The following is a 25823-nucleotide window of genomic DNA, read 5'->3' as shown; positions in this document are numbered from 1 at the left end:
TTTTTCTGATCTTTTTCATTCAATTTATCTATTTAAACGACATATAAAGTTCTATGATAAAGTTATATGATTTTGAAATAAAACACATGTTTCATACATAGCAAAAAATATCTCATTTTTTTGTAAAAGTATAAAAACTTGAATTTTTAATCATTTTGTTCTTAGAATATCTGCTCCCAAAAGACGTAGTCTTTGATCTATATTTTCGTATCCCCTATCTATTTGTTCTATATTTTTAATAATACTAGTTCCTTTAGCAGAAAGAGCTGCTATAAGAAGAGAAATTCCTGCTCTTATATCGGGAGAATTTAATATCGATCCTTTTAGAGAAGATTTATGATTTAGTCCTATAACAGTAGCTCTATGAGGATCACATAATATGATTTGAGCTCCCATTTCAATGAGTTTATCTACGAAAAATAATCTGCTTTCAAACATTTTCTGATGAATTAAAACACTTCCTTTAGCTTGAGTGGCTACTACAGTTAAAATGCTTAATAAATCTGGAGTTAGTCCAGGCCATGGAGCATCGGATATTGTTAATATTGCATTATTTAATGATTTTTTAATTTGGTAAGATTTTTGTGATGGGATATAAATGTTATCTTTATCTTTTTCTAATTTAATTCCCATTTTTTGAAATGTATAAGGAACGATTCCTAAATTTTTCCAACTAACATTTTTAATTCTAATTTCAGAACAAGTAATAGCAGCTAACCCGATCCAACTCCCTATTTCCACCATATCAGGCAATATGGTGTGATCACATCCTCCTAATTCTTTAACTCCAATTACATTAATTAAATTAGATCCTATTCCTTTAATTTTTGCTCCCATTTTATTTAATAATTTACATAATTGTTGAATATAAGGTTCACAAGCTGCATTATAAATAGTAGTTTTTCCTTTAGCTAAAGTAGAAGCCATAATAACATTAGCTGTACCCGTTATAGAAGCTTCTTCCATTAAAATATACTCTCCAGTTAAACTATTTTTAGTTATACGTAAATCAAAATATTTGGATTCATTATAATAATGTATATTACTTCCTAATAATCTTAATCCTGTTAAATGAGGATCTAAACGTCGCCTCCCTATTCTATCTCCTCCAGGAATCGGAATACGAACTTTTCCAAATCTAGCAAGTAAAGGCCCTGCAATCATGATTGATCCTCTTATAGATTTTCCATATTCACGAAATCTTTTTGTATTTAAATATTCAGTGTTTATATTTTTTGCTTGAAAAGTATAATCTCCAATTCCATTTTTTTTTATTAAAACTCCTAAATCTTTAAGAATTTGCATTAAACATTTAACATCTCCTATTTCTGGAATATTTTTTATTCTCAATTTTTCTGAAGTTAATAATACAGCACATAATACCTGTAAAGATTCATTTTTTGCCCCTTGTGGTTGAATTTCTCCTTTTAAAGATAATCCTCCTTTTATTTTGAAAGTCCCCATTATTACTATTTTAGTAATATTTTTTTTTATATCTCAAAATATGAGAACATTGTAATAATGAATCTGTATTTTTCATCAAACATATTTTTCCTTTTGAAAGTTCTTTTAAATCTTTAAAAATAACGTCATCTTCCACCATACTTTTATTCCATCTTAAATAATTTTTTTTCATGGTATTAGCTATTGCATAAAATAATCCTTCTTTTTTTTGCGTATCTTTGCAACGTATTGCTGCGTGAATCATATTTCTTATTATTTTTCCATAATATCTAAACTTAGTTAAGTATTCAGGATATACTACTTTTTTGTTACAAAAATTAATTTTATAGGTTTCTTTTGGATTCGGTTTAGGAAAGGGAGTATCAATATCTAATTGATATTTAGACATAATAAATAACTGATTCCATAGTTTATGTTGAAAATAAGGAATTGACTTTTGAAATTTAGGATGAACAGAACCTGTCATTAATTTTATAATACCCCATGCACATTGATTTCTTTTTTTTCTATTTTTTATTTGTATGGCGTAATCTATCATTTTATGAATATTTCTCCCATATTCTGGTATCACCAATTTGAAACGATTAGTGTTGTATTCCATAATATCTATTTAAAATTTAGTATTATTGTTGTAATAAGATATTTTATCCAAAGTCCAAAGAATTCTTTTTTGAAAGATGTTTTTTCTTACTTTACAAAAATGGTTAAAACAAAATGTACAATGCTTATTAGAACAAGCTTCAACGTGAACCGATAATTCTACTTTAGATCCAAATTCATTTTTAGTTAGTTGAGTTAACTTTTTTACTTCCTGATTAGCTTCTTTTATATTAAAAAACCATGGAACAATTAAATGACAATCTATATGCAATGCACTTCCATATTTAATGATTTTTAAATGATGAAGATCGATCCAATGAATATCCCTATTTTCGTTTAGATAGAAGGATAATTTTTTTAAAAGTTTTTTATCAGATTCATCCATGATACCAGCTGTAGCATTTCTCAATAATTTGAATCCTGTATACAAAATTACGGATGAAAAAATAATAGAAATAATAGGGTCTATCCATGCACATTTGGTAATATTTAATAAAATTAATCCTACAACTATTCCAAAAGTAGAATAAGTATCTATTTGAAGATGTTTGCCACTAGCCACTAATGTTAAAGCTCCGTTTTTATGTCCTATCTTACAAGCTAAAAATCCTAAAAAATAATTGATAATACCGGTAAAAGACATTAAAAAAAGACCATAATCTAATCTTGAGAAAAGAATTTCATGCATGTTATATTTAATACGTATAAAAGTATTTATAAAAATAGTAATTCCTACTATAGAAATTAAAACACCTTCTATAGCTGTTGATATAAATTCTATCTTACCATGTCCATACGGATGATTCTGATCTTTAGGTAAAGATGATATATAAAGACTGCATAATCCAATAAAACCACTAATGATATTAATTAAACTTTCCATCGCATCACTAAATATAGAAAGTGAAGAAGTAATATGCCAAGTGATTAATTTTATGAAAAATAAAACAATTGCTACAAAACAAATTATTTTTTGTAAATAAAAATTTAATTTAATTTTTTTTGAATCATCCATAAATTATTGTTATGAGTAAATAACAAGTTTATCTAATTTGAGCAAAATTCTTCTTTCTCCCGATTTTTGAAATTTTATTAAAGCTATTTGATTTTGATTTTGTAATTTTACAATAGTTCCCACTCCAAAATTTTTGTGAAAAACTTTTATTCCTTTTTTGATTTCTAAACATTTAGAATTTTTATCTTCATGATTCAAAGAATGAATTTCTTTTTTTTCTGGTATATATTCATAATTTTCTATATTAATGAAATTTTTATTAAGTTCGTTAATGAAACGACTAGGAGTATTTTCTTTTTTTTTCCCCCATATAAATCTATATTTTGCATAAGTTAGAATTGCTTCTTTTTGAGCTCTAGTTAAAGCAACATAAAATAAACGACGTTCTTCCTCTATTTTGAACTGATTTTCAAAATCAGATTTTGATGGGAATAAATTCTCTTCTAATCCTGTAATAAAAACAATGGAAAATTCTAATCCTTTGGATAAATGAACTGTCATTAATGAAACTTTATTTTTTTCATCTTCTTCATCATTGATATCATCATTTATTTCCAAATAAAAACACTGTAAAAAACCAAATAAACTTGTATCTCCATTATCTTTTAATTCTTTTTGTTCTTTAACGTATTGAAATATATTATCAAGTATATATTGAAAATCTTCATAATTATAATTTTTATAGTTTTCTTTTAATAAAAAACTTACTACATTTTTTGCTATGATATATGCATTATCTTGTTTTACGTTAATATGTAACTTTTCTATTGCGTAAGTTAAATTGATAAGTCTATTTTTTGTCTTGTTATTTATCCTTAATAAGGATTGATAATTTTCAATATTTTTTATTATATCGTAAACTGTGTTTTCTTTTTTTTTAGATAAACTTAATATGTTTTTTACTATTTTTTGGTTTCCTTTTTTTACAATACGTAATAAAGATTCTTCATCATTTGGATTTACAATAACTCTAAGATAAGCTAAAAAATCTCTAATTTCCTTTCTATTTTCAAGTGAAATAGATCCATATATCCGATATGGAATCTTTTTTTTCTTTAATGAAGATTCTATAATATGTGATTGTCTGTTTGATCTGTAAAGAATAGCGAAATTTTCATATCGTAAATTTGTTTTATTTTTTATTGAAAGAATAGAAGAAGCAATATATTGTGCTTCTTCTAATTCAGAAGAAGCACAATATATTCTTATTTTTTCTCCTTTTTCATTATTTGTCCATATTTTTTTAAATATCTGATTTTTATTAAAAGAAATAATGCTATTAGAGGCTTGCACTATATGATTAGTAGAACGATAATTTTGTTCAAGACGAAAAATTTTAGCATTTTTATAATCAATATGAAAATTTAAAATATTTGAAATATTAGCTCCACGAAAAGAATAAATACTTTGAGCGTCATCTCCTACTACAAAAAGGTTTTTGTGTTTAGAAACTAAATTTTTTATGATGGTGTATTGAGATAAATTAGTATCTTGATATTCATCAATTAATATATATTTGAATTTTTTTTGGTACTTTTTAAGTATATTTGGAAAATAAAAAAACAAGTAATTGGTATGAAGTAATATATCATCAAAATCTAACGCATTCGATTGAAAACAACGCTTTATATAAGATTTATAGATCTTAGTAAAAAAATCTAATTTTTTATCTTCCAATTCTTTATTAAAATAATACAAATTGTTTTTGTACTCCGAAATTTTTATTCTTATTTCTTTATAATTCAAGGATGTATTTATATCTACCTCTTTTAATATTTTTTTTATAACATTTTCTGAATCTTTATGATCATAAATAGTATAATTTGATTTGAACCCTAACCAATGGGATTCTTTTCTTAAAAGACTGGAAAATACAGAATGAAAAGTTCCTAGTGTTATTTGATCAAAATTTATTTGATTCGTCATCATGTTAGAAATACGATTTTTCATTTCGTTAGCAGCCTTTTTGGTGAAAGTCAAAGCCAATATATTAGAAGGAGATATTCCTATCTCTTGAATCATATGAACAATACGGTGTGTAATGACACGAGTTTTTCCTGATCCTGCTCCAGCAATAACTAGTATAGGCCCATTAATAGTTTCCATAATTTTACGTTGAAAGCTATTTAGAGAATTCATATAATCATCACTTATTTATTTACAAATTTTCCATTTATTTTTATAGTATTCATAAATAATATTTCTTGTTTTCATATCATTTAAAAAATTAGGATTTTTTTTCAAAAAAATTTTAGTAATTGGAAAAACTTCTTTGATTAATTTATAATCCTTAATCAGATTTACAATACGGAAATAATTTTTTCCACTTTGTTTAGTTCCTATTAAATCCCCACCACCACGTAATTTTAGATCTTCTTTAGCAATTTCTAATCCTTTATTTGTTTCACACATTTTTTTAATTCTTAAAAAACCTTCTACACTGATTTTTTTGTCAGTAATAAGAATACAATAACTTTTATGAATTCCTCTTCCTACTCTTCCTCTTAATTGATGCAATTGAGATAATCCGAAAAAATCTGCATTTTCTATTAGAATGACTGATGCATTAGGTACATTGACCCCTACTTCTATAACTGTAGTTGCTATTAAAATTTTAGTTTTTCCGCGTAAAAATCGGTTAATTTGTATATTTTTTTCTTGAAAATTCATTTCTCCATGCAAAATTCCAATTTCATTTTCCAAATTTTTAAATTTTTCTTTGATTTCTTGATATCCTTTCATTAAGTTTTTATATTTCAAAGAAGTATTTATGGTTGGATATATAATATAAACTTGTCTTCCTTTTAAAATTTGATCTTTTACTATTTGAAAAGCATCATCTCGATTTTTATTCCAAAAATGAATAGTTTTAATAGGTTTTCTTCCTAAAGGCAGTTTTTTTATAATAGAAATATTCAAATCATGATAAATAATCTTAGCTAAGGTTCTAGGAATAGGAGTTGCTGTCATAATTAGAATATGAGGAGGCTTATTATCTTTTTTCCAAATTTTTTCTCTTTGTTCTACTCCAAAACGTTGTTCTTCATCTATGATAGCTAATCCAAGATTTTGAAATTGAACTTTTTCTTGAATTAAAGAATGTGTCCCTATTACAATAGATATTTTTCCTGTTAATATTTCATGATAGAGAGATTTTCGTATAGAATCAGAAATAGAACTTGTTAATAACGATATTTTAATTCCAATTTTTGAAAACATTTTTTTTATATAATAATAATGTTGTATAGCTAAAACTTCAGTAGGAGCCATTAAACAAGATTGAAATCCATTATCTAAAGCCACAAGCATAGATAACATAGCTATGATAGTCTTTCCACATCCTACTTCTCCTTGCAATAGTCTATTCATTTGAATAGGTTTTTTTAAATCATTCCATATCTCTTTAAATACCTTTTTTTGTTCTTCTGTTAGAGTAAAAGGTAGAAAATATTTATAAAAATTATGAAAATTCTTCCCTAATTTTGTAAAAGGAGAACTGTGTGCTATTTCTTTTTTAGATAAAAAAAAGAGTTTTAATAGAAATAATTCTTCAAATTTTAAAGAATGTTGAGCTTGTGATAAAGAATCTAAAGATTCTGGAAAATGAATTTGAATTAAAGCTTTTTTTCTTGACATTAATTTTTTATTAATAAAGTTTTGAAAAAAAAATTCATTTATGTCATTTTTTGACTCTTTTATAAGATTTTGTAACAAATTGATCATAAAAGAATTATTTATTCCTTTTTCTTTTAAATTTTTAGGAATATAATAAACAGGAAATATAGAATGATTCTTTACTGAAGAAGAAGATTGGAATTCTTTAATATTTGGATGAACAATTTGAATTTTATTTTGAAAGTATTTAATTTTACCGGAAACTATTACTGTAACATTTTTTGTTATATTTCTTATAAAATTATTTTTTCGAAACCAAATTAACTCAATAATACCTGTTTGATCTGCCAGATATGCTATCAACATTTTTCCTTTTTTATTTTTATAATTTATTTCTTCAATCTTAGTTATTTTTCCTAGTATTTGGACAAAATTATTATTGTTGTTTGATAATTCTGATATATTTTTTAGTGTGTATATATGCATGTATGCCTTAGGATAAAAAGAAAGTAAGTCTTCATATGTATAAAGATTTAATTCAGTATTAAATAAATAAGCTTTTCTTAAACTTAATCCTTTTAAATATTTTATAGATTTTTTTAGAATATTACAGGACATAAAAAAGTAAATTATAATCCATTATATATCAAAAAATACTTAATTTTGTTGATTTTAAAGGACATTTAGCTCAGTAGGTTTAGAGCGCTACTTTGACAGAGTAGAGGTCATCGGTTCAAATCCGATAGTGTCCACAAGAACTATTTATTATGATCTTAATTACTACTGTTAGAGAAGGAGAATCAATTGATAAAGCTTTAAAAAAATGTAAAAAAAAATTTGATAAAACTCGTATTCTAAAAGAATTTAGAGAAAAACAACAATATATAAAACCTTCTGAAGGAAGAAGAAATGAAATATTAAAAGCAAAATATAGAGAACGTATGAAATTGAAAAAAGAAGAATAGATTTTTTTTTATGGAACATGAAAAAACAAAAATTTATGGACTGATAGGAAGAGATATTAAATATTCTTTTTCCAAAAGATTTTTTATAGAAAAATTCAAAAATGAGTCTATCATCAATGTAAATTATGAAATTTTTGATATTCCCAGAATAGAAAATGTATTGTTTGTTTTTCAAAATCCTTATTTGAAAGGGTGTAACGTGACAATTCCTTATAAAACAAGTATTATTCCTTTTTTAACTAAAATTATGCCTAAAGCAAAATCTATAGGATCCGTAAATGTAGTAAAAATTCACAATAAATGTAGAACTGGGTTTAATACAGATGTTTTAGGATTTGAGTATTCTTTTAAAAAAGATTTAAATCAATTTGAAAATAAAAGAAATTTGAAAGCATTAATTTTAGGAACGGGAGGAGTTTCTAAAACAATTTCATTTGTTTTGGAAAAATTGCAAATTTCATATCAATATGTTTCTAGAAAAAGAAAAAAAAGTTTTTTAGTTTATGAAGATATAAATCAAAATTTATTAAAAGAATACAAAATTATCATCAATTGCACTCCTGTAGGAACATATCCTAATATAAATTCATGTCCATCTTTACCTTATCAATATATTTCTTCTGAACATTATTTTTATGATTTAGTTTATAATCCTAATAAAACTTTGTTTTTAAAAAAAGCAGAAAAAAAAGGAGCTTTAATCAAAAATGGATTAGAAATGTTATATATTCAAGCAGAGGAGTCTTGGAATATATGGAAAAATCAAATTCATGAAATATAAAGAAATTTTTATGAAAAGAGCTATACAGATAGCTAAAAATGGATTAGGACTTACATCTCCTAATCCTATGGTTGGATGTGTAATAGAAAGAAATGGGTTTGTTTTATCAGAAGGATGTCATTATAAAAAAGGAATGTATCATGCTGAATTTTTAGCTATTAATAATATAAAAAATAAATGCTTATTTCTCGATTGTACTTTATATGTAACCTTAGAACCATGTGTACATTTTGGAGAAACTCCTCCTTGTGTTGATTTGATAATTAGAAAAAATATTCCAAGAGTAGTAGTGGGGATACAAGATCCTTGTGATAAGGTCAAAGGATTAGGCATTAAAAAATTAAAAAAATATGGAATTGAAGTTATAGAAAATGTTTTAATAGATCAATGTCGGGTCTTAAATAAACGTTTTTTTACTTTTTATGAAAAAAAGCGTCCTTTTATCATATTAAAATGGGCACAAAGTAATGATGGTTTTATATATTCAGAAAATAAAAAAGATAATTGGATCAGTGGAATATATGCTAGGCAACTAAATCATAAATGGAGATCTGAAGAAGATGGAATTTTAGTAGGAAAAAAAACTGTGTTGAACGATAATCCAAAATTAAATGTTAGAAAATGGTTCGGAAAAAACCCTGTTAGAATTTTTATTGATCAAAAACTAAGCATCTCTAATTCTTATTTTATTTTGGATAGTTCACAACACACTATTGTATTTACAGAAAAATACCAAAAAAACCGAAAAAATATAGAGTATATTCAAATTTCTTTTGAAGAAAAAATAATAAATCAAATATTGAATTTTTTATATAAAAAAAAAATATTATCATTAATAGTAGAAGGAGGAAAAAAAACCCTAGAAAATTTTATAAAAGAAAATATTTGGGATGAATGCCGTATTTTCATGTGCCAAAAAATATTAAAAAGTGGACTGAAAGCACCTAAAATAAAAGGAATAATTTCAAAGAAAATTGATCTTGATAAAGATCAATTCATATTGAAGTATCCAGTCAAAAACTCAATTGTATCAATTTCATCTGCATAATCTTCTAATTTCGGATGTTGTGTTTTTCCAAAAGGAATTTCTTTTTCTAAAAAATTTTTAGATACTATACATTGTATATGGTTTTTTTTTTCTAAAATTATTTTTCTTACTTGATTTAAGTTTTCATAAAATTCATAATAAACTACAGATATTGGACTATGATCATTTTTTTCTTCTTTGAAAAGAACAAAATGATTTCTTTGAAAAGAAACTTCATTCATAATATAAATGGATAGATAATATCTATAATTATCTGTATACTTGTAGTTTTTTGTAATATATTCGGATATAAATGATTTCCTTAAAATCAAATGAACATCATATCCATAAGGTATAAATATCTTACCTACGTTTCTACATCCCCTTCCTGAATAAGTTAATATATCTTGATTTAAAGAAATCAATTCCTCTTCTGTTTCATCTCCTTGTAATACAGAAACAGATGTTCTACTTTTTCTGAGTAATATAGGGTATTTTCTAAAAAAATATTCAAAATAACGGGCTGTATTATTATTTCCCGTAGCTATTACATAATCAAATTCTTCATAAAAAACGTTATTTGTAAATTTTATCATATTTTTCAATATGGGTTTTTCATGTATTATTATTCTACATAAAAATGGAATTAATAAATTATCTTCTTTAGATAATTTAATTATGATTTTATGTCCTGATAAAAGCACACACAGAAAATCATGAAATCCCACCATAGGAATGTTTCCAGGCATAATAACAAGAATTTTTTTAGATTTCTTTGCAATAAGAAAGGAGTATTTGTTAATCCAACATTCTAACTTTTCTTTTTTAAGAGTTTCTCCCCATTGATCAAAAGTTATTAATAAATCCTCTATTCTAAACCAATTATTTTCTATAGTTATTTTTTTTATAATTTTTTGAAAAAAAGGAAAAAATTTTAAAAAATTTTTGGAAATATATTTATCATGTGTATAAAATTTCTTAACTTCTCTTAAGAAACATCCTAACTTATCGAAAGTTTTAATCATAGTTTTTAATTTTTTCAAATTCTATGTCCATAGAAATTACAGAAAAATGTATCAATTGTGGGGCTTGTGAACTCGAATGTCCGAATCAAGCAATTTATGAAGGAGGAAAAAAATGGAGAATGTCAGATGGAACTTCTTTGAAAAAGAATGAAATATTGGATCCAACCATATTTCAAGAACCTAAAAAAAAAGATATATATTTTATTGTTTCTGAAAAATGCACAGAATGCGTAGGGTTTTATGAAGAACCACAATGTATTATAGTTTGTCCAGTTCAATGTTGTATACCGGATACAAAAAATTATGAAAATAAAAAGGACCTTTTAAAAAAAAAGAATTTTTTGCATGGAAATCTTAGTTAATCGTAATATTATAAATATGCTATGCTAGGAGAGAAATCAAATGTGAATTTTCATTGGAAAATGTTCTTAAAAAATGAATATCATAAATCTTATTTTATCAAATTATTAAATATTCTTAGAATCGAGTATAATCATTTTGTTTGTTTTCCTAAACAAGAAAATATATTTTCTTGTTTCAAATATTGTTCTTTTAAAAAATTAAAAGTAGTTATTATAGGACAAGATCCTTATTATAAAGAAAATCAAGCTGATGGTCTTTGTTTTTCGGTTTCTGATGGGCTTCCTTTTCCTCCTTCGTTAAAAAATATATTTACAGAAGTAAATAATTGTTTAAATAATGATAAAAAAAATTTATATCCTACTAGTGGATCTTTGATTCATTGGGCGAAACAAGGAGTCCTATTGTTAAATTCAATATTAACAGTTAGAAAAGATTATCCTTTATCTCATAAAAATATAGGATGGGAATTTTTTACAGATCAAATAATACGAACTATTTCTAATAGAAAAAAAAATATTGTTTTTCTTCTGTGGGGAAAATATGCTCAAAGAAAAATATCTTTAATTAATTCTTTTCATAATCATTACATTTTAAAAACATCACATCCATCTCCTTTTTCTGCTCATATGGGATTTTTTGGATCTAAACATTTTGAAAAAACCAATGATTTTCTAAAAAAAATAGGGAAAAAAACTATTCTTTGGTGTTAGTTAAAAATATTTACATATGTATAGAACGATTTTCAAAATTTAATAGAGCTGCTTCTTTGAATGCTTCACTAAAAGTAGGATGAGGATGACATATTCTATATATATCCTCTGAAGATGATTTAAATTCCATAGCTACAGATGCTTCCATAATCATATCAGCAGCATGATCTCCTATTATATGAACTCCTAATATGTCATCTGTTTTTTTGTGAGAAATCATTTTTAAAAAACCGTCTGTACAGCCACTAGTACGAGCTCTTCCTAAGATTTTCATAGGAAAAATACCTACATTATATTCTATTTTATCTTTTTTAATTTCATTTTCTGATTTCCCAATACTAGATACTTCAGGATAAGTATAAATTATCGATGGGATTAAATCATAGTTTAATTTATTCGGTTTTTGTCCCACTATATGTTCTGCTACATATAGACCTTCTTCTTCAGCTTTATGTGCTAACATTTTTCCTCCTATAACATCTCCGATAGCATATATGTTATTAATAGAAGTTTGCAAATTATCATCAACGAGTATAAATCCTTTTTCATCGATTTTAATTTGGATCTTTTCTAATTCCAAGTTTTTTGTATATGGTTTTCTTCCTATTGATAAAAGACAATAATTTCCTATAAATTTAACTTCTTTTCCATTATGATGATTTTTAGCAAAAACAGATACTTCTTCATGATTTTCTTTAAATATATTGGTAATAGATAAAGAAGTTTCTATTTGAATAGAAGATTTTTCTAATATTTTTCGCATTTCTTGACTTAAAGAATCGTCCATATTTGATATGATTTGATTCATGTTTTCTATGATGATAACTTTACTTCCTAATCTATTAAAAACAGAACCCAACTCTAATCCGATTATTCCCCCTCCAATTATGATTAGTTTTTTTGGAATCTCTGTTAAGTTAAGAGCTTCTGTAGATGAAATAATTCTATTTTTTATATCAAAATTGAGCTTAGACAAACCTAAAGGCTTAGATCCTGTAGATATTATACAATATTTAAATTGTATTTCTTTTTTTTCTTGCAACGATTTTATATCCTTTAGAGATAGAATATTTTTTGTTTTAAACGAACCTATTCCTTGATATAAATCAATTTTATTTTTTTTCATTAAATATTTTATCCCACTATTTATATTTCTTACTATTTCATTTTTTCTATTCATCATTTTTCCGAAATCAAAAAATAATTTTTCAAAAAAAATTCCATGTGAAGAATAATTATTTTTAGCTAATGAAAAATATTTAGAAGAATCCAAAAGAGATTTAGAAGGAATGCAACCGACATTTAAACATGTCCCCCCCAATTCTTGATCCTTTTCTATAATAGCAGTACGAAGGCCTAATTGGCTTGCTCTAATAGCGGATATATATCCTCCTGGTCCAGAACCAATAACAATAAGATCATATAAATTTTTCATTACAAAAATATTTTATATTTTATAAAGTTACATACATAATCATAATTAAATTACATATTTAATATGTATGCAAAAATAAGCGGAGCAACTATAGTTGCATCTGATTCAATAATAAATTTTGGAGTATCTTCATCAAGTTTTCCCCAAGTTATTTTTTCATTAGGAATAGCTCCAGAATAAGATCCATAACTGGTAGTCGAATCAGAAATTTGACAAAAATAAGACCAGAACGGAGTAGGATGAAATCCTATATCTTGAGATAACATAGGAACTACACAAATAGGAAAATCTCCTGATATTCCACCTCCAATTTGAAAAAAACCTATTTTATGTTTAACAGATTCTTTTTGATACCATTTTGCTAAATACATCATATATTCAATTCCGTTTTTTACAAGAAAAGGTTTAAATAGTTTTTTCATACAATATGAAGCAAAAATATTTCCTATTGTGCTATCTTCCCATCCTGGAACTATGAGAGGTAAATTTTTTTTTGCTGCAGCTAATACCCAACTATCTTCTGAGTTTATGTTGTAATAGGGTTCTAAAATATTTTCTAATAATAATTGATAAATATATTCATGAGGAAAATAACGTTCTGATTTTTCTTGAGCTTTGATCCATGCTTTTAAGATATATTTTTGTAATTTTTTAAAAGCTTGTTCTTCTGGAATACAAGTATCTGTTACTCTGTAATAACCTTTTTTTAAAAAATTTTTTTCCTCATTAGGAGTTAAATCTCTATAATTAGGTATTCTTTTGTAAAAAGAATGAGCTATTAAATTCAATATATCTTCTTCCAAATTAGCTCCTGTACAAGAAATAATATGAACTTGGTCTTTTCGTATCATTTCAGATAGAATTTTTCCCAATTCTGCCGTACTCATTGCTCCTGCTAATGTAATCATCATTTTTCCATTATTTTGAATATGAGATTTATATGCTTTAGCTGCTTCTGATAAAGTTAAAGCATTAAAATGAAGAAAGTATTTTTTAATAAAAGAAGTAATAGGAGAGTCTTTCATAATTTTATTATTTTATCTAGCTATTTGTACAGCTCTAGTTTCTCTAATCACTGTCACTTTAATTTGACCAGGATAAGTCATTTCGTTTTTTATTTTTTCCGTTATGTCACAAGATAATTGAAAGGCTTTTTTATCATCAATTTTATCACTTTCAACTAATACACGTAGTTCTCTTCCTGCTTGAATTGCAAAAGCTTTCTTGACTCCATCAAAACTAAATGCTATATCTTCCAAATTTTTTAGCCTTTTTGAATAAGATTCAAAAGAATTTCTTCTTACTCCAGGACGGGCTCCACTAATAGAATCTGAAATTTGTACTATGGGAGATAGTAATACTTTCATTTCTATTTCATCATGATGTGAACCAATGGCATTACAAACTTCCATGTTTTCTCCATATTTTTCTGCCCATTGCATTCCTAAAATAGCATGAGGAAGTTCTGATTCATTTTCAGGTACTTTTCCTATATCATGTAATAATCCGGCACGTTTTGCCAATTTTGAATTTAATCCTAATTCAGAAGCTAATATTCCTGATAAATGAGCCACTTCACGAGAGTGTTGTAAAAGATTTTGTCCATAAGAAGAGCGATATTTCATTCTTCCTATCATTCGGATTAATTCAGGATGTATTCCATGAATTCCTAAATCTATAATATTTTTTTTTCCTATTTCTATTATTTCTTCTTCAATTTGTTTTTCTGTTTTTTCTACTATTTCTTCAATTCTAGCTGGATGTATACGTCCATCTAGAACTAATTTATGAAGAGATAGTCTCGCTATTTCTCTTCGTATAGGATTAAAGCAAGATAAAAGAATAGCTTCCGGAGTATCATCTACAATAATTTCGACTCCTGTTGCTTTTTCTAAAGCTCTTATATTTCTTCCTTCTCTTCCAATTATACGACCTTTCACATCATCTGATTCTATGTTAAAAACAGATACGGCATTTTCAACAGCTTGTTCTGTTCCAATTCTTTGAATTGCTTGAATAACAATTTTTTTTGCTTCCATTTTTGCAGTTAATTGTGATTCTTCTATAATGTTTTGTATGTGAGTTTGTGCTTTCGCTTTTGCCTCTCCTTTAAGAATTTCAATTAATTCGTTTTTAGCTTCTTCAGAAGAATAATTAGATATTTTTTCAAGTAATTCCATTTGTTGAGTATGCATATTTTCAAATTCTTCTTGTTTTTTTTTAAGAATTTTGTATTTTTTTTCGTAATCATGTATTTGTGCTTCTAAACGATTATTTTTTTTAAAATAAATTTCTACTTCTTTAGACAATCTATTTTCTTTTTCTTTTGTTTTGTTTTCTATATCAATTATTCTTTTTTCTCTTAAAAAAACATCTTTTTCATGTTTAGATTTAAGTTCTATAAATTTTTCTTTTACTTGAAACATCTTTTTTCTTTTTATGGATTCTCCTTCTTTTTCTGCGTTTTTTATGATTTTTTTTGCTTGAAAATTAGCTTTTTCTAATAATTGAATATATTTTTTTAATATAGTTTTTTTTCCAAAAAAATAACATGTAATAATTCCAATCAAAAACCCCATTAGGACCGAAAACCCAACATTTATTTTCATATTCACTCAATTTAAATAAAAATAAAATAGACATTTTAATAACATTATTATTATTAATTAAAACAACAAATATTTAACAAAAACTATAAAGTTTCTTTACAAAGAAGATTTTTTCCCCCCAAAAAAAACTATAAATAAATATACAAAATTAAAGATGAGATTTTTTATTAGAATATATTTTAACAAACGGAATTTGAATACATTATATATTTTTGTATGTGTATTTAAAAATTTTAAGAATAGGAAATGAAACGAGCATATTTGGATAACGCAGCTTCTACTCCTATAAGAAACGAAGTTGTGAAAGTAATGACAAACACATTAAAATATTCATTAGGGAATCCTTCTTCAGTACAGCATAGTTATGGAAGAGAAGCTCGTTCTATTTTAGAGGAATCTAGAATTTGTGTAGCTAAAAATATTAAAGCATCTCCTTCCGAGATTATTTTTACTTCAGGAGGAACTGAAGCAAATAATCTTGTATTAAGATCTTCAATATTAGATTTAGAGATTAGACATATTTTAACTTCACAGTTAGAACATCCATCTGTCTTACAAACAATTTTAGATTTATCTCTCAGATATAAAATATCTGTAAATTTTATTTCAATTGATAAAAAAGGAGTATTAGATTTTAATAATATGGAAGAAGTATTGAAAAAAAATATATATAAAAAAACGCTTGTGAGTTTAATGTATGCTAATAATGAAATCGGAAATTTGTTAGAAGTAGAGAAAGTAATTTTTTTATGTAAAAAATATAATGCTTATTTTCATTCAGATACTATACAAGTTGTAGGAAATTTTCCTATTAACGTAAAAAAATTATCTTTTGATTTCGCTACTGCAAGTGCACACAAATTTTATGGGCCAAAAGGAATAGGTTTTGCTTTTATAAGAAATAATATTTTAAAAAAAATGAAACCTTTGATTACTGGAGGTTTTCAGGAGTATGGAATTCGTTCAGGAACAGAAAATATACATGGAATAGCGGGGTTATCAGAAGCTATACGATTATCTTATTGCAATTCTACAAGTCACATAAAAAAAATACAAAATTTAAAATCTTATTGTATTTCAGAATTGAAAAAAATAATTCCTAATATTATTTTTAATGGATTATCATCTCATCCTGATAAAAGCATTCCTTCTATATTGAATTTTTTGTATCCCACAAAAAAAAATCATTTATTATATTTTCATTTAGATTTGATGGGAGTTTCTGTTTCTAAAGGGAGTTCTTGCCATAGCAATCTTAAAAAAAAATCTCATGTGATTCAATCTATAACAGATAAATTTTTATTAAACCAAACAATGCCTATTAGAATTTCTTTTGGAATTTTTAATGAGAAAAAAGATGTAGATTTACTTGTGGAAGCTCTACAAAAAATTAGAAAATAAGGGTCAAATAAATATTTGTAATTCAAATATCTTATTTATATTTACTACATATACATAACATAAATATAATCAGTGAATCATTGCAATTTTTTTCAATCCTCTGTTGGGAAGAAAGTGGTTATGTCTATAACAGGAGTTTTTTTAATGATTTTTTTGCTATTGCATTTGAGTGTTAATTTATTTCTTTTTTCAGGAGAAAAAGCTTTTAACGATGCTGTTTTTTTTATGAGAGAAAATATATTTATTCGAATAATGGAATATGTTCTTGCTATAGGTTTTTTTATTCATATTTTATTCGGAATTAAGTTACATTTAGAAAATAAAAAAGTCAAAGGAGAAATAGATTACGCTATAAATTCTTATTCCATTACTTCGTTTAGTAGTCGTTCAATGGTATATACAGGAATTTTAATTTTATCTTTTTTAGTTTTACATCTTATTAATTTCATGATTCCTATGAAGTACTCAGATCATCGTCATCTAATTTCTGATTATAATATAGTTGTTTCTTTGTTCAAAAATCCTTTTTATACATTGATATATGTATTTTCATTTTTTATTTTAGGGATTCATTTAAACCATGGATTTCAATCTTCTTTCCAATCTTTAGGTTTATCCAATAAAAAAAGATTAGCTTGGATACAAAAATTTAGTTTTTTATATCTTTGGTTTATTTGTTCTGGTTTTTCTATTATTGCTATTTGGTTTTTTTTTAATGAATGATAACTAATTTTTTTGATGATAAGTTCTTATAAATTCAATTCTAAAATTCCAGTCAGTTCGTTAACTCATAAATGGAAAGATCATAAATCTACTTTAAAATTAGTATCTCCCAATAATAGATCCAATATTGAAATTATTGTAGTTGGAACAGGACTTGCTGGAGGTTCAGCTGCTGCATCTTTATCAGAATTGGGATATAGAGTTAAAGCCTTTTGTTATCAAGATTCTCCAAGAAGAGCTCATTCTGTGGCAGCACAAGGTGGAATTAATGCTTCTAAAAATTATAAAGGAGATAATGATTCAATTTATCAACTTTTTTATGATACCATTAAAGGTGGTGATTATAGATCTAGAGAAGCAAATGTATATCGTTTAGCAGAAATATCGTCTAATATTATCGATCAATGTGTAGCTCAAGGAGTCCCATTCGCTCGTGATTATGCCGGATATTTAGACACTAGATCTTTTGGGGGGACAAAAGTTTCTAGAACTTTTTACGCTAAGGGACAAACAGGTCAACAGCTTTTATTAGCATGTTATTCTTCTATGTCTAGACAAATAGGATTAGGAAGAATAAAAATGTATAATCGTCATGAAATGTTAGATTTAGTTATTGTAGATGGTTCCGCTAAAGGTATTATTGCTCGGAATCTTATTTCTGGAGAAATAGAAAGACATGCAGCACATGCTGTCGTTATCGCTTCAGGAGGTTACGGTAATATATTTTTTTTATCCACTAATGCTATGGGATCTAATGCTAGTGCTATATGGAAAGTTCATAAAAAAGGAGGATATTTCGCTAATCCTTGTTACACTCAAATACATCCTACTTGTATTCCAGTTCATGGAAATTATCAATCAAAATTAACATTAATGTCTGAATCATTAAGAAATGATGGAAGAATATGGGTCCCAAAAAAATTAGAAGATTCTATTTCTATACGAAATGGATCTAAAAAACCAGAGGATATAAATGAAGATGATAGAGATTATTATCTTGAAAGACGCTATCCTTCATTTGGAAATCTTGTTCCAAGGGATGTCGCTTCTAGAGCTGCTAAAGAACGTTGTGATAAAGGATTTGGAATAGAGAATAATGAAAATAAAGAAGGTGTATTTTTAGATTTTAGTTTTTCTATAGAAAAATATGGAAAAGAAAAAACAAATGAACTTGGAATTAAACAATCCAATTCATTGGATCAAATGAAATTAGGAAAAGAAGTAATGGAATCTAAATATGGAAATTTATTTCATATGTATGAAAAAATAACCAATAGTAATCCTTACCAAACTCCTATGAAAATTTATCCAGCAGTACATTATACAATGGGAGGTTTATGGGTAGATTACAATTTAATGTCTTCTATACCTGGATGTTATATTATAGGAGAATCTAATTTTTCTGATCATGGAGCTAATCGCTTAGGAGCTTCTGCATTAATGCAAGGATTAGCTGATGGTTATTTCATTTTACCATATACCATAGCAGACTATTTATCTGAATGTATAACAGAAAAAATTTCTACAAAACATGTAGCTTTTCAGCTATCAGAAAAAAATGTGAAAAATAGAATTCAAAAACTTATCCAAAATAATGGAAATATGCCTGTTGATTTTTTTCATAAAAAACTTGGAAATATTATGTGGAAATATGTAGGGATGAGTAGAAATCATGTTGGATTACGTGAAGCTATAAAAAATATACAAGAACTTCGTAATGAATTTTGGAAAAATGCTTTTGTTCCCGGAAATATTGAAGATGGATTAAATTTTGAATTAGAAAAAGCTGGACGTGTCGCAGATTTTTTAGAATTAGGAGAATTAATGGCTATGGATGCTTTAAATCGAAAAGAATCTTGTGGTAGTCATTTTCGTGAAGAATATCAAACACAAGAAGGAGAAGCTCTTCGTGATGACATTCATTATAAATATGTTTCTGTATGGGAATACAAAGAAAATCATCCTATAAGTGATGAAATCATGCACAAAGAAAATTTAAATTTTACTTTTGTAAAAGTGCAGTCTCGCTCTTATAAATAAAACACAATTAAAGTTTTTTATATGAAAGAACTTATGAATTTTAAGTTAAAAATATGGAGACAAAAAAATCGTGAAGAAAAAGGTTATTTTAAAACTTATCAAATAGATAATATATCTCCTAATAGTTCATTTTTAGAAATGTTAGATATTTTAAACAATCAAATTATATGCAGTAAGGATAAAGGGTCTTCTCCTATATCATTTGATCATGATTGTCGTGAAGGAATTTGTGGAATGTGTTCTCTATATATTAATGGAAGAGCTCATGGCCCAGATAATTTAATTACGACTTGTCAACTTCATATGCGTCGTTTTCATGATGGAGAAACTATATATGTAGAACCTTGGAGGGCAAAACCTTTTCCTATAATTAAAGATCTTGTTGTCGATAGGTCTTCTTTTGATAGAATTATTATGTCAGGTGGTTACATATCTGTAAATACATTTGGAAAAACAATAGATGGAAATATGATTCCGATTCCAAAAGAAAAAGCAGATAAAGCTTTTGACGCTGCTACATGTATTGGTTGCGGAGCATGCGTAGCGGCATGCAAAAATAGATCGGCTATGCTATTTGTTTCAGCAAAAGTTTCACAACTTGCTTTGTTACCTCAAGGAAAAATAGAGAGAAAAAAAAGAGTTTCAAATATGATAAAAAAAATGGATGAAGAAGGATTTGGTAGTTGTACTAATACTAAAGCATGTGAAGTTGAATGTCCAAAAGGAATATCTACAGAGTATATTTCTTTTATGAATCGGGAATACATTCAATCATTTATTATTTAAATCTGTTCTTTTTTTTTTGAATATGGAATATTTAGATTTTGAAAAACCAATACAAGAAATTCAGGATCAATATATAAACTGTGTACTAATAGAAAAAAAAAGTGGAATAAACATGAAAGAAGTTTGCAATCAATTGCAATTCAAATTGGAGAAAACCATTAAAAAGGTACACAATAATTTAACTCCTTGGCAAAGAGTCCAATTATCTAGACACCCAAATAGACCTTATACTTTAGATTACATACATTCCATAACAAAAAAAGATTCTTTTATAGAATTACATGGAGATCGTCATTTTGGTGATGATAAAGCTATAGTAGGAGGTTTTGGAAAAATAGAGGATTATACTTTTATGTTAATTGGAACTCAAAAAGGAAAAAATACCAAAGATAGACAATATAGAAGGTTTGGGATGCCGAATCCGGAAGGATACAGAAAAGCTTTACGTCTTATGAAATTAGCAGAAAAATTTGAAAAACCTGTTATAACTTTTATTGATACACCAGGAGCTTTTCCTGGAATTGAAGCAGAAAAAAGAGGTCAAGGAGAAGCGATTGGGAAAAATATTTATGAAATGATGTGTTTAAAAGTTCCTATTATTGTTTTAATTATAGGAGAGGGGGCTAGTGGAGGAGCTTTAGGGATTGGAGTAGGAGATAAAGTGTTAATGATGGAAAATTCATGGTTTTCTGTTATTTCTCCTGAAAGTTGTTCTACAATACTTTGGGGTAATCGTGATAATAAAGAAAAATCGGCAGAAGCATTAAAATTGACGGCAGAAAATATGTACAAGTTAAATCTTGTAGATGATGTAATTAAGGAACCTTTAGGAGGAGCTCATTTTTTTCCTGAAAAAGCTTTTAAATTTGTAAAAAAACAAATTATTAAACATTATAAGACTTTATCTGAAATTAAGATAGAATCTCTTATTAAAAAAAGAAAAAATAAGTATATTTCTATTGGTTTTTTTGATGAATAAATTTTTATTCTATTTGTCCATGTTTTAAAATGATTTTATGAATAATATTATACAGGAAAAAACGAATAAATTTTGTTTCAATTCAATAACAAAAAAAGGAAAAATACCTCCTCAAGCATATGATTTAGAAGAAGCTATAATAGGAGCTATTATGATAGATAAAAAAGGTTTAGATGAAGTTATTGATATACTTTTTCCTGAAATTTTTTATAAAAAAGAACATCAAGAAATATTTTTTTCGATACAAAAATTATATCATAATTCTAAACCTGTTGATCTATACACTGTTTTAAATGAACTTCGAAAAAGTGGAAAATTGGAATCAGTAGGAGGGGAATTATATTTAATAGAATTAACACAAAAAGTTATTTCTTCTGCACATATAGAGTATCATAGTCGCATAGTATTACAAAAATTTATTTTAAGAAAATTAATTAGTATATCTTCTAATATTATTCAAAAATGTTATGATGAAAGTACAGATGTTTTTGATCTTTTAGATCATGCCGAATCAAAACTTTTTGAAATTAATCAAAAATATTTAATAACAAAGAAATATGAAACCACTCAATGTCTTATACAAAAAGCTATTGAAAAAATTAAAAAAACAGAGAAAGAAGGATTAAGTGGTATTTCTTCTGGATTTCATAAACTGGATCATATTACTTCTGGATGGCAGAATTCTGATTTAATTATATTAGCTTCCAGACCTGGAATGGGAAAAACAACTTTTATGTTATCTATGGTTAAAAATATAGTTGTAGATCAAAAAATTCCAATTATAATTTTTTCATTAGAAATGTCTTCAATTCAATTAATTACAAAGTTAATTTCGTCAGAAACTGGGATATCATCAGAAAAAATTAAAAGAGCAAATTTATCTAAATTAGATTGGGATCGTTTACTTCATAAAACAAAAAATTTAAAGAATATTCCTTTATTTATAGATGATACTCCTTCTTTATCTATATTTAGTTTACGTGCAAAGTGTCGTCGTTTAATATCCCAACATAAAATTAAATTAATATTTATAGATTATATGCAGTTGATGGGAATTCATGATCATGGTTCTAAATTCCAAAATAGAGAACAAGAAATATCAGTTATTTCTAGAAGTTTAAAATCTATAGCGAAAGAACTTGATATTCCAATAATAGCTTTATCTCAACTTTCTAGAGCAGTAGAAACAAGAGGAGGGAGTAAACGTCCTGTATTATCTGATTTACGGGAATCAGGTGCTATAGAACAAGATGCAGATATAGTTCTATTTATTTATAGACCCGAATATTATGGATTTAAAATTTGGGACTCGGATGAAGACAATGATTCTTGCATAGGTCAAGCCGAAATTATAATTTCCAAACATAGAAATGGAGGATTAGATAAATTTCGTTTAAAATTTATAAGTGATCAATCTCAATTTGTAAATTTAGAAGAAAAAAAATATACTTCATTAGTTTGGGAAGAAGATTACAAAAAAAATGTTCTTGATCAAGAAGATTTTTTTATGTCTCCTTCTAATGAATCTTATGAAGATTTTGAAAATAATCCATTATCAGAATCTAATAAAATGGACTCCAATAATGAAAATTATTTGGATGGAGATATTTAGTAAAATATAAAATTGAATTTTGAATGGTTTTTTTCCCGAAAAACAGTTTGGGAAGATTGTAGAAAAAATAAAACTCTTAGAACAATAGTTCTAATAACACAAACAACAATAATTTTTGGTCTGATTATAGCTTTTTTAACTTTTTCTATAGGATTTGGTTTTAAAAAAATCATAAAAGATAAACTATTAAATATTAGAGGACAAATCCTTGTACATAAAAATAATTCAACAAAAAGTAATCCTTTTTTTTCTATAAAAAAAAAGAAATTTTTCAAATCTAATCTAGTTAAACAAATTCATGGAATTTCTGAAAAAAATGTGATTGTTTCTACAAATAGAAAAATAGATAGATATATATTTAAAGGATTATATGAAGATTATAATCCCGTTTTTTTTCAATATTTTTTAATTACAGAAAATAAAAAAAAACTCTTGTGGAATCACAATGTGATTTTATCTAAAAAAGTATCTTTATCACTAGGATTAAACATTGGATCAAGCATAAAAATAAATTTTATGTTTTTTGATAAAAAAGGAAAACCTATTCTTTTTTCAGAAAGATTTAAAGTTTCTGGTTTATATGAAACTGGAATATCTGAATTTGATGATATATATATTATTGGAAATATAAAATCTATTCAACAGATTTACGGGTGTAAAAAAGATTTAGTAGAAAAATTTGAAATTTTTGTTTCCTATGATAATATAGAGAAAAAAATTTTTCATAAAATCCCTAAAGAATTTTCAGTTCAAACTATTCAAAACAATCATGATATTATAAAATGGATAAACATTTTTGATGTAAATATTATCGTTATTAGTCTGATTATTTTTGCATCCGTAACTATTAATATGATTGTATTTATTTTAATACTTCTTTTAGAAAGAATCAAAACCATAGGTATTTTAAAAATTTTAGGAGCTGAAAATAAAGTTATACATAAAATATTCTTGTTTTATATCATACAAATATTGATTCCTTCATTAATTATAGGAAATAGCATTGGAATTTCTTTATTAATAGGGCAAAAAAAATTTCATTTAATATCATTAAATAAAATACAATATTTTGTTGATTTTGTTCCCATTTATTTTAAAATATATCATATTATCATTATCAATTTATCTGTTATTTTTATTTGTTTTATTACAATATTTTTCCCTTCTTTGTTTTTCATTAAAAAAATCTATCCCATAAAAGTTATAGAATTTGAATAAATCAAAAAATTTAATTTTGTATTTTTGTTTTATAAATAAAAATTTATAAATCTTTGGTTCTTGTAAAATCTTCATCTGGAATAAGAGGTACTTTGGGAGGAAAAGTGGGAAATGGATTTTCTCCTATAGATATAATTCAATTTGCTGCAGGATATATTTTTTGGATAAAAAAAAAATATAAAAATAAAAAAAAATTTATTATAATATTAGGAAGAGATGGAAGAGTTTCTTCTGATTTATTTCAACAATTTTTAATAATTACTTTTCAAAGTCTTGGTGTGAATATTGTAAATATCGGTTTATCTACAACCCCGACTGTTGGTTTTGCTGTGATAAATGAAAAAGCTGATGGCGGTGTAATGTTAACGGCAAGTCATAATCCTAAAAATTGGAATGGATTGAAAATGTTCAACTCTTATGGAGAATTTTTATCTGAAAAAGATTTTAAAAAATTAATCTATATAGTAGAAAAAAAATATTTTAATTTTTCTTCATATAAAAAATTAGGTAAACTTTATTATAAAAAAAATTATATTCAAAAACATATAGAAAAAATTCTTTCGTTACCTATTATAGACAAAAATATTATTCAAAAAGCTAAACTAAAAATTGTAGTAGATGGAATTAATTCTACAGGAGGAATTGCAGTTCCTCTTTTGTTAAAATATTTGGGGGTTCATGTTATTGAGATGTATTGTGATCCTCATGGTGATTTTGTGCACAACCCTGAACCTATTAAAAAAAATTTAAGAGAAATATGTAAAAAAGTTCCGTATCTAAAAGCAAATTTAGGAATTTCCGTGGATCCTGATGTGGATCGTGTAGTGTTTGTTTGCGAAAACGGAGACTTTTTTGGAGAAGAGTATACTTTAGTGTCTATAGCAGATTACATATTGGAAAATCAATTAGGTCCTGTTGTTTCTACTTTATCATCTTCTCATGCATTAAAAGATCTTTCTATAAAAAAAGGGGTTTCTTATTATTCAACTCCTGTTGGAGAAATCCATGTTGTAAAAAAAATGAAAAAAGTTAATGCTGTTATTGGAGGAGAAGGAAATGGAGGGATTATTTATCCTAATTTACGTTATGGAAGAGATGCATTGATTGGAATTGCGTTATTTCTTACTCAAATAGCTAAATTTTCCAACATTCCATTATCTAAATTAAAGAAAAGATATTCTAATTATTTTATGTCGAAAAAAAAAATTCGGTTTTATTCTCATGAACGAATTAAAATATTATTAAAAACAATAAAAAAAAAATATAAAGGAAAAAAAATGGATTTTAGTGATGGAATTAAAATTTATTTTAAATATAATGAATGGATACATATAAGAAAATCAAATACTGAAAATATTATCAGAATACATTCAGAAAGTACTTCAAGAAAAAGAGCTGATTTCTTATCGAAAGAAATTATATATGAGATTAAAAAATTATGATTAATTATTAATT

General features: G+C 25.7%; 22 protein-coding genes and 1 tRNA gene. 14 read left to right on the top strand and 9 right to left on the bottom strand.

Going from position 1 to position 25823, the window contains the following annotated elements; translation table 11 throughout:
• Positions 1–150: 150 nt before the first annotated feature.
• From murA to recG, 5 genes are read right to left on the bottom strand one after another with little or no spacing between them, the layout of a single operon-like run.
• The gene (murA, locus tag H0H74_RS02505) at positions 151–1464 is read right to left on the bottom strand and encodes a UDP-N-acetylglucosamine 1-carboxyvinyltransferase (RefSeq protein ID WP_185849129.1); all 1314 of its coding nucleotides are present in this window, start codon (positions 1462–1464) and stop codon (positions 151–153) included.
• A gap of 10 nt (positions 1465–1474) precedes the next feature.
• Entirely contained in the window at positions 1475–2065 is a 591-nt protein-coding gene (locus tag H0H74_RS02500) for a DUF4290 domain-containing protein (protein ID WP_185849128.1), read from the bottom strand.
• Positions 2066–2074: 9 nt separating this feature from the next.
• Positions 2075–3079 carry a cation diffusion facilitator family transporter gene (locus tag H0H74_RS02495; protein ID WP_185849127.1) on the bottom strand — a complete coding sequence of 335 codons (1005 nt, stop codon included), beginning with the start codon at positions 3077–3079 and terminating at the stop codon, positions 2075–2077.
• Between the two features lie 9 nt (positions 3080–3088).
• Positions 3089–5185, bottom strand: a complete 2097-nt coding sequence (locus H0H74_RS02490) for an ATP-dependent helicase (RefSeq protein ID WP_238784086.1) — start codon at positions 5183–5185, stop codon at positions 3089–3091.
• Between the two features lie 48 nt (positions 5186–5233).
• Positions 5234–7312, bottom strand: coding sequence for an ATP-dependent DNA helicase RecG (recG, locus tag H0H74_RS02485; protein WP_185849125.1), 2079 nt, complete (start codon positions 7310–7312; stop codon positions 5234–5236).
• A 59-nt stretch (positions 7313–7371) separates the two neighbouring features.
• On the opposite strand from recG, the gene H0H74_RS02480 reads away from it, so the two are divergent.
• From H0H74_RS02480 to ribD, 4 genes are all read left to right on the top strand, one after another.
• Positions 7372–7446: transfer RNA gene (locus tag H0H74_RS02480), tRNA-Val, on the top strand.
• Positions 7447–7461: 15 nt separating this feature from the next.
• Positions 7462–7659: a 30S ribosomal protein S21 gene (gene rpsU / locus H0H74_RS02475; RefSeq protein ID WP_185849124.1), complete on the top strand. Its 198-nt coding sequence runs from the start codon at positions 7462–7464 to the stop codon at positions 7657–7659.
• Between the two features lie 10 nt (positions 7660–7669).
• Positions 7670–8440: a shikimate dehydrogenase family protein gene (locus tag H0H74_RS02470; RefSeq protein ID WP_185849123.1), complete on the top strand. Its 771-nt coding sequence runs from the start codon at positions 7670–7672 to the stop codon at positions 8438–8440.
• Positions 8430–9488 carry a bifunctional diaminohydroxyphosphoribosylaminopyrimidine deaminase/5-amino-6-(5-phosphoribosylamino)uracil reductase RibD gene (ribD, locus tag H0H74_RS02465; protein ID WP_185849122.1) on the top strand — a complete coding sequence of 353 codons (1059 nt, stop codon included), beginning with the start codon at positions 8430–8432 and terminating at the stop codon, positions 9486–9488. The genes H0H74_RS02470 and ribD overlap by 11 nt, the downstream gene beginning before the upstream one ends.
• Here the strand turns inward: ribD and H0H74_RS02460 are convergent.
• Complete coding sequence (locus H0H74_RS02460) at positions 9431–10492, bottom strand: acyl-CoA reductase (protein WP_185849121.1); 1062 nt, start codon at positions 10490–10492, stop codon at positions 9431–9433. The genes ribD and H0H74_RS02460 overlap by 58 nt on opposite strands.
• A gap of 23 nt (positions 10493–10515) precedes the next feature.
• Here H0H74_RS02460 and H0H74_RS02455 point away from each other — a divergent pair, with 23 nt between their 5' ends.
• Complete coding sequence (locus H0H74_RS02455) at positions 10516–10854, top strand: 4Fe-4S dicluster domain-containing protein (RefSeq protein ID WP_185849120.1); 339 nt, start codon at positions 10516–10518, stop codon at positions 10852–10854.
• A gap of 21 nt (positions 10855–10875) precedes the next feature.
• The gene (locus H0H74_RS02450) at positions 10876–11565 is read left to right on the top strand and encodes a uracil-DNA glycosylase (RefSeq protein WP_185849119.1); all 690 of its coding nucleotides are present in this window, start codon (positions 10876–10878) and stop codon (positions 11563–11565) included.
• Between the two features lie 10 nt (positions 11566–11575).
• Here H0H74_RS02450 and lpdA read toward each other — a convergent pair whose 3' ends face one another.
• The 3 genes from lpdA to rny are packed head-to-tail and all read right to left on the bottom strand — an operon-like array spanning position 11576 to position 15609.
• On the bottom strand, positions 11576–13000 hold the full coding sequence (lpdA, locus tag H0H74_RS02445) for a dihydrolipoyl dehydrogenase (RefSeq protein WP_185849118.1): 1425 nt from the start codon (positions 12998–13000) through the stop codon (positions 11576–11578).
• A 50-nt stretch (positions 13001–13050) separates the two neighbouring features.
• Complete coding sequence (locus H0H74_RS02440; protein ID WP_185849117.1) at positions 13051–14025, bottom strand: deoxyhypusine synthase family protein; 975 nt, start codon at positions 14023–14025, stop codon at positions 13051–13053.
• A gap of 12 nt (positions 14026–14037) precedes the next feature.
• Positions 14038–15609, bottom strand: coding sequence for a ribonuclease Y (gene rny / locus H0H74_RS02435; RefSeq protein ID WP_185849116.1), 1572 nt, complete (start codon positions 15607–15609; stop codon positions 14038–14040).
• A 246-nt stretch (positions 15610–15855) separates the two neighbouring features.
• On the opposite strand from rny, the gene H0H74_RS02430 reads away from it, so the two are divergent.
• The 8 genes from H0H74_RS02430 (at position 15856) to glmM (ending at position 25810) form a co-directional block, all read left to right on the top strand.
• Positions 15856–17010 carry a cysteine desulfurase family protein gene (locus H0H74_RS02430; RefSeq protein ID WP_185849115.1) on the top strand — a complete coding sequence of 385 codons (1155 nt, stop codon included), beginning with the start codon at positions 15856–15858 and terminating at the stop codon, positions 17008–17010.
• Between the two features lie 72 nt (positions 17011–17082).
• Complete coding sequence (locus H0H74_RS02425) at positions 17083–17733, top strand: succinate dehydrogenase cytochrome b subunit (protein ID WP_185849114.1); 651 nt, start codon at positions 17083–17085, stop codon at positions 17731–17733.
• Positions 17734–17748: 15 nt separating this feature from the next.
• On the top strand, positions 17749–19773 hold the full coding sequence (locus H0H74_RS02420) for a fumarate reductase/succinate dehydrogenase flavoprotein subunit (protein ID WP_185849113.1): 2025 nt from the start codon (positions 17749–17751) through the stop codon (positions 19771–19773).
• Positions 19774–19794: 21 nt separating this feature from the next.
• Entirely contained in the window at positions 19795–20559 is a 765-nt protein-coding gene (locus H0H74_RS02415; RefSeq protein ID WP_185849112.1) for a succinate dehydrogenase/fumarate reductase iron-sulfur subunit, read from the top strand.
• A 22-nt stretch (positions 20560–20581) separates the two neighbouring features.
• Positions 20582–21538, top strand: a complete 957-nt coding sequence (locus H0H74_RS02410) for an acetyl-CoA carboxylase carboxyltransferase subunit alpha (RefSeq protein ID WP_185849111.1) — start codon at positions 20582–20584, stop codon at positions 21536–21538.
• A 37-nt stretch (positions 21539–21575) separates the two neighbouring features.
• Positions 21576–23150, top strand: a complete 1575-nt coding sequence (gene dnaB / locus H0H74_RS02405; protein ID WP_185849110.1) for a replicative DNA helicase — start codon at positions 21576–21578, stop codon at positions 23148–23150.
• A gap of 12 nt (positions 23151–23162) precedes the next feature.
• Positions 23163–24368 (top strand): ABC transporter permease, encoded by a 1206-nt coding sequence (locus tag H0H74_RS02400; RefSeq protein WP_185849109.1) that lies wholly within the window; start codon positions 23163–23165, stop codon positions 24366–24368.
• 53 nt (positions 24369–24421) lie between these two features.
• On the top strand, positions 24422–25810 hold the full coding sequence (glmM, locus tag H0H74_RS02395; RefSeq protein ID WP_185849108.1) for a phosphoglucosamine mutase: 1389 nt from the start codon (positions 24422–24424) through the stop codon (positions 25808–25810).
• Positions 25811–25823 lie beyond the last annotated feature (13 nt).

Origin of the sequence: Blattabacterium cuenoti (assembly GCF_014251315.1) — a bacterium.
Lineage (GTDB): Bacteria > Bacteroidota > Bacteroidia > Flavobacteriales > Blattabacteriaceae > Blattabacterium > Blattabacterium cuenoti_AJ.
The sequence above is the reverse complement of the archived record's forward strand: the minus strand, read 5'-3'. Positions and strand labels throughout refer to the sequence as shown.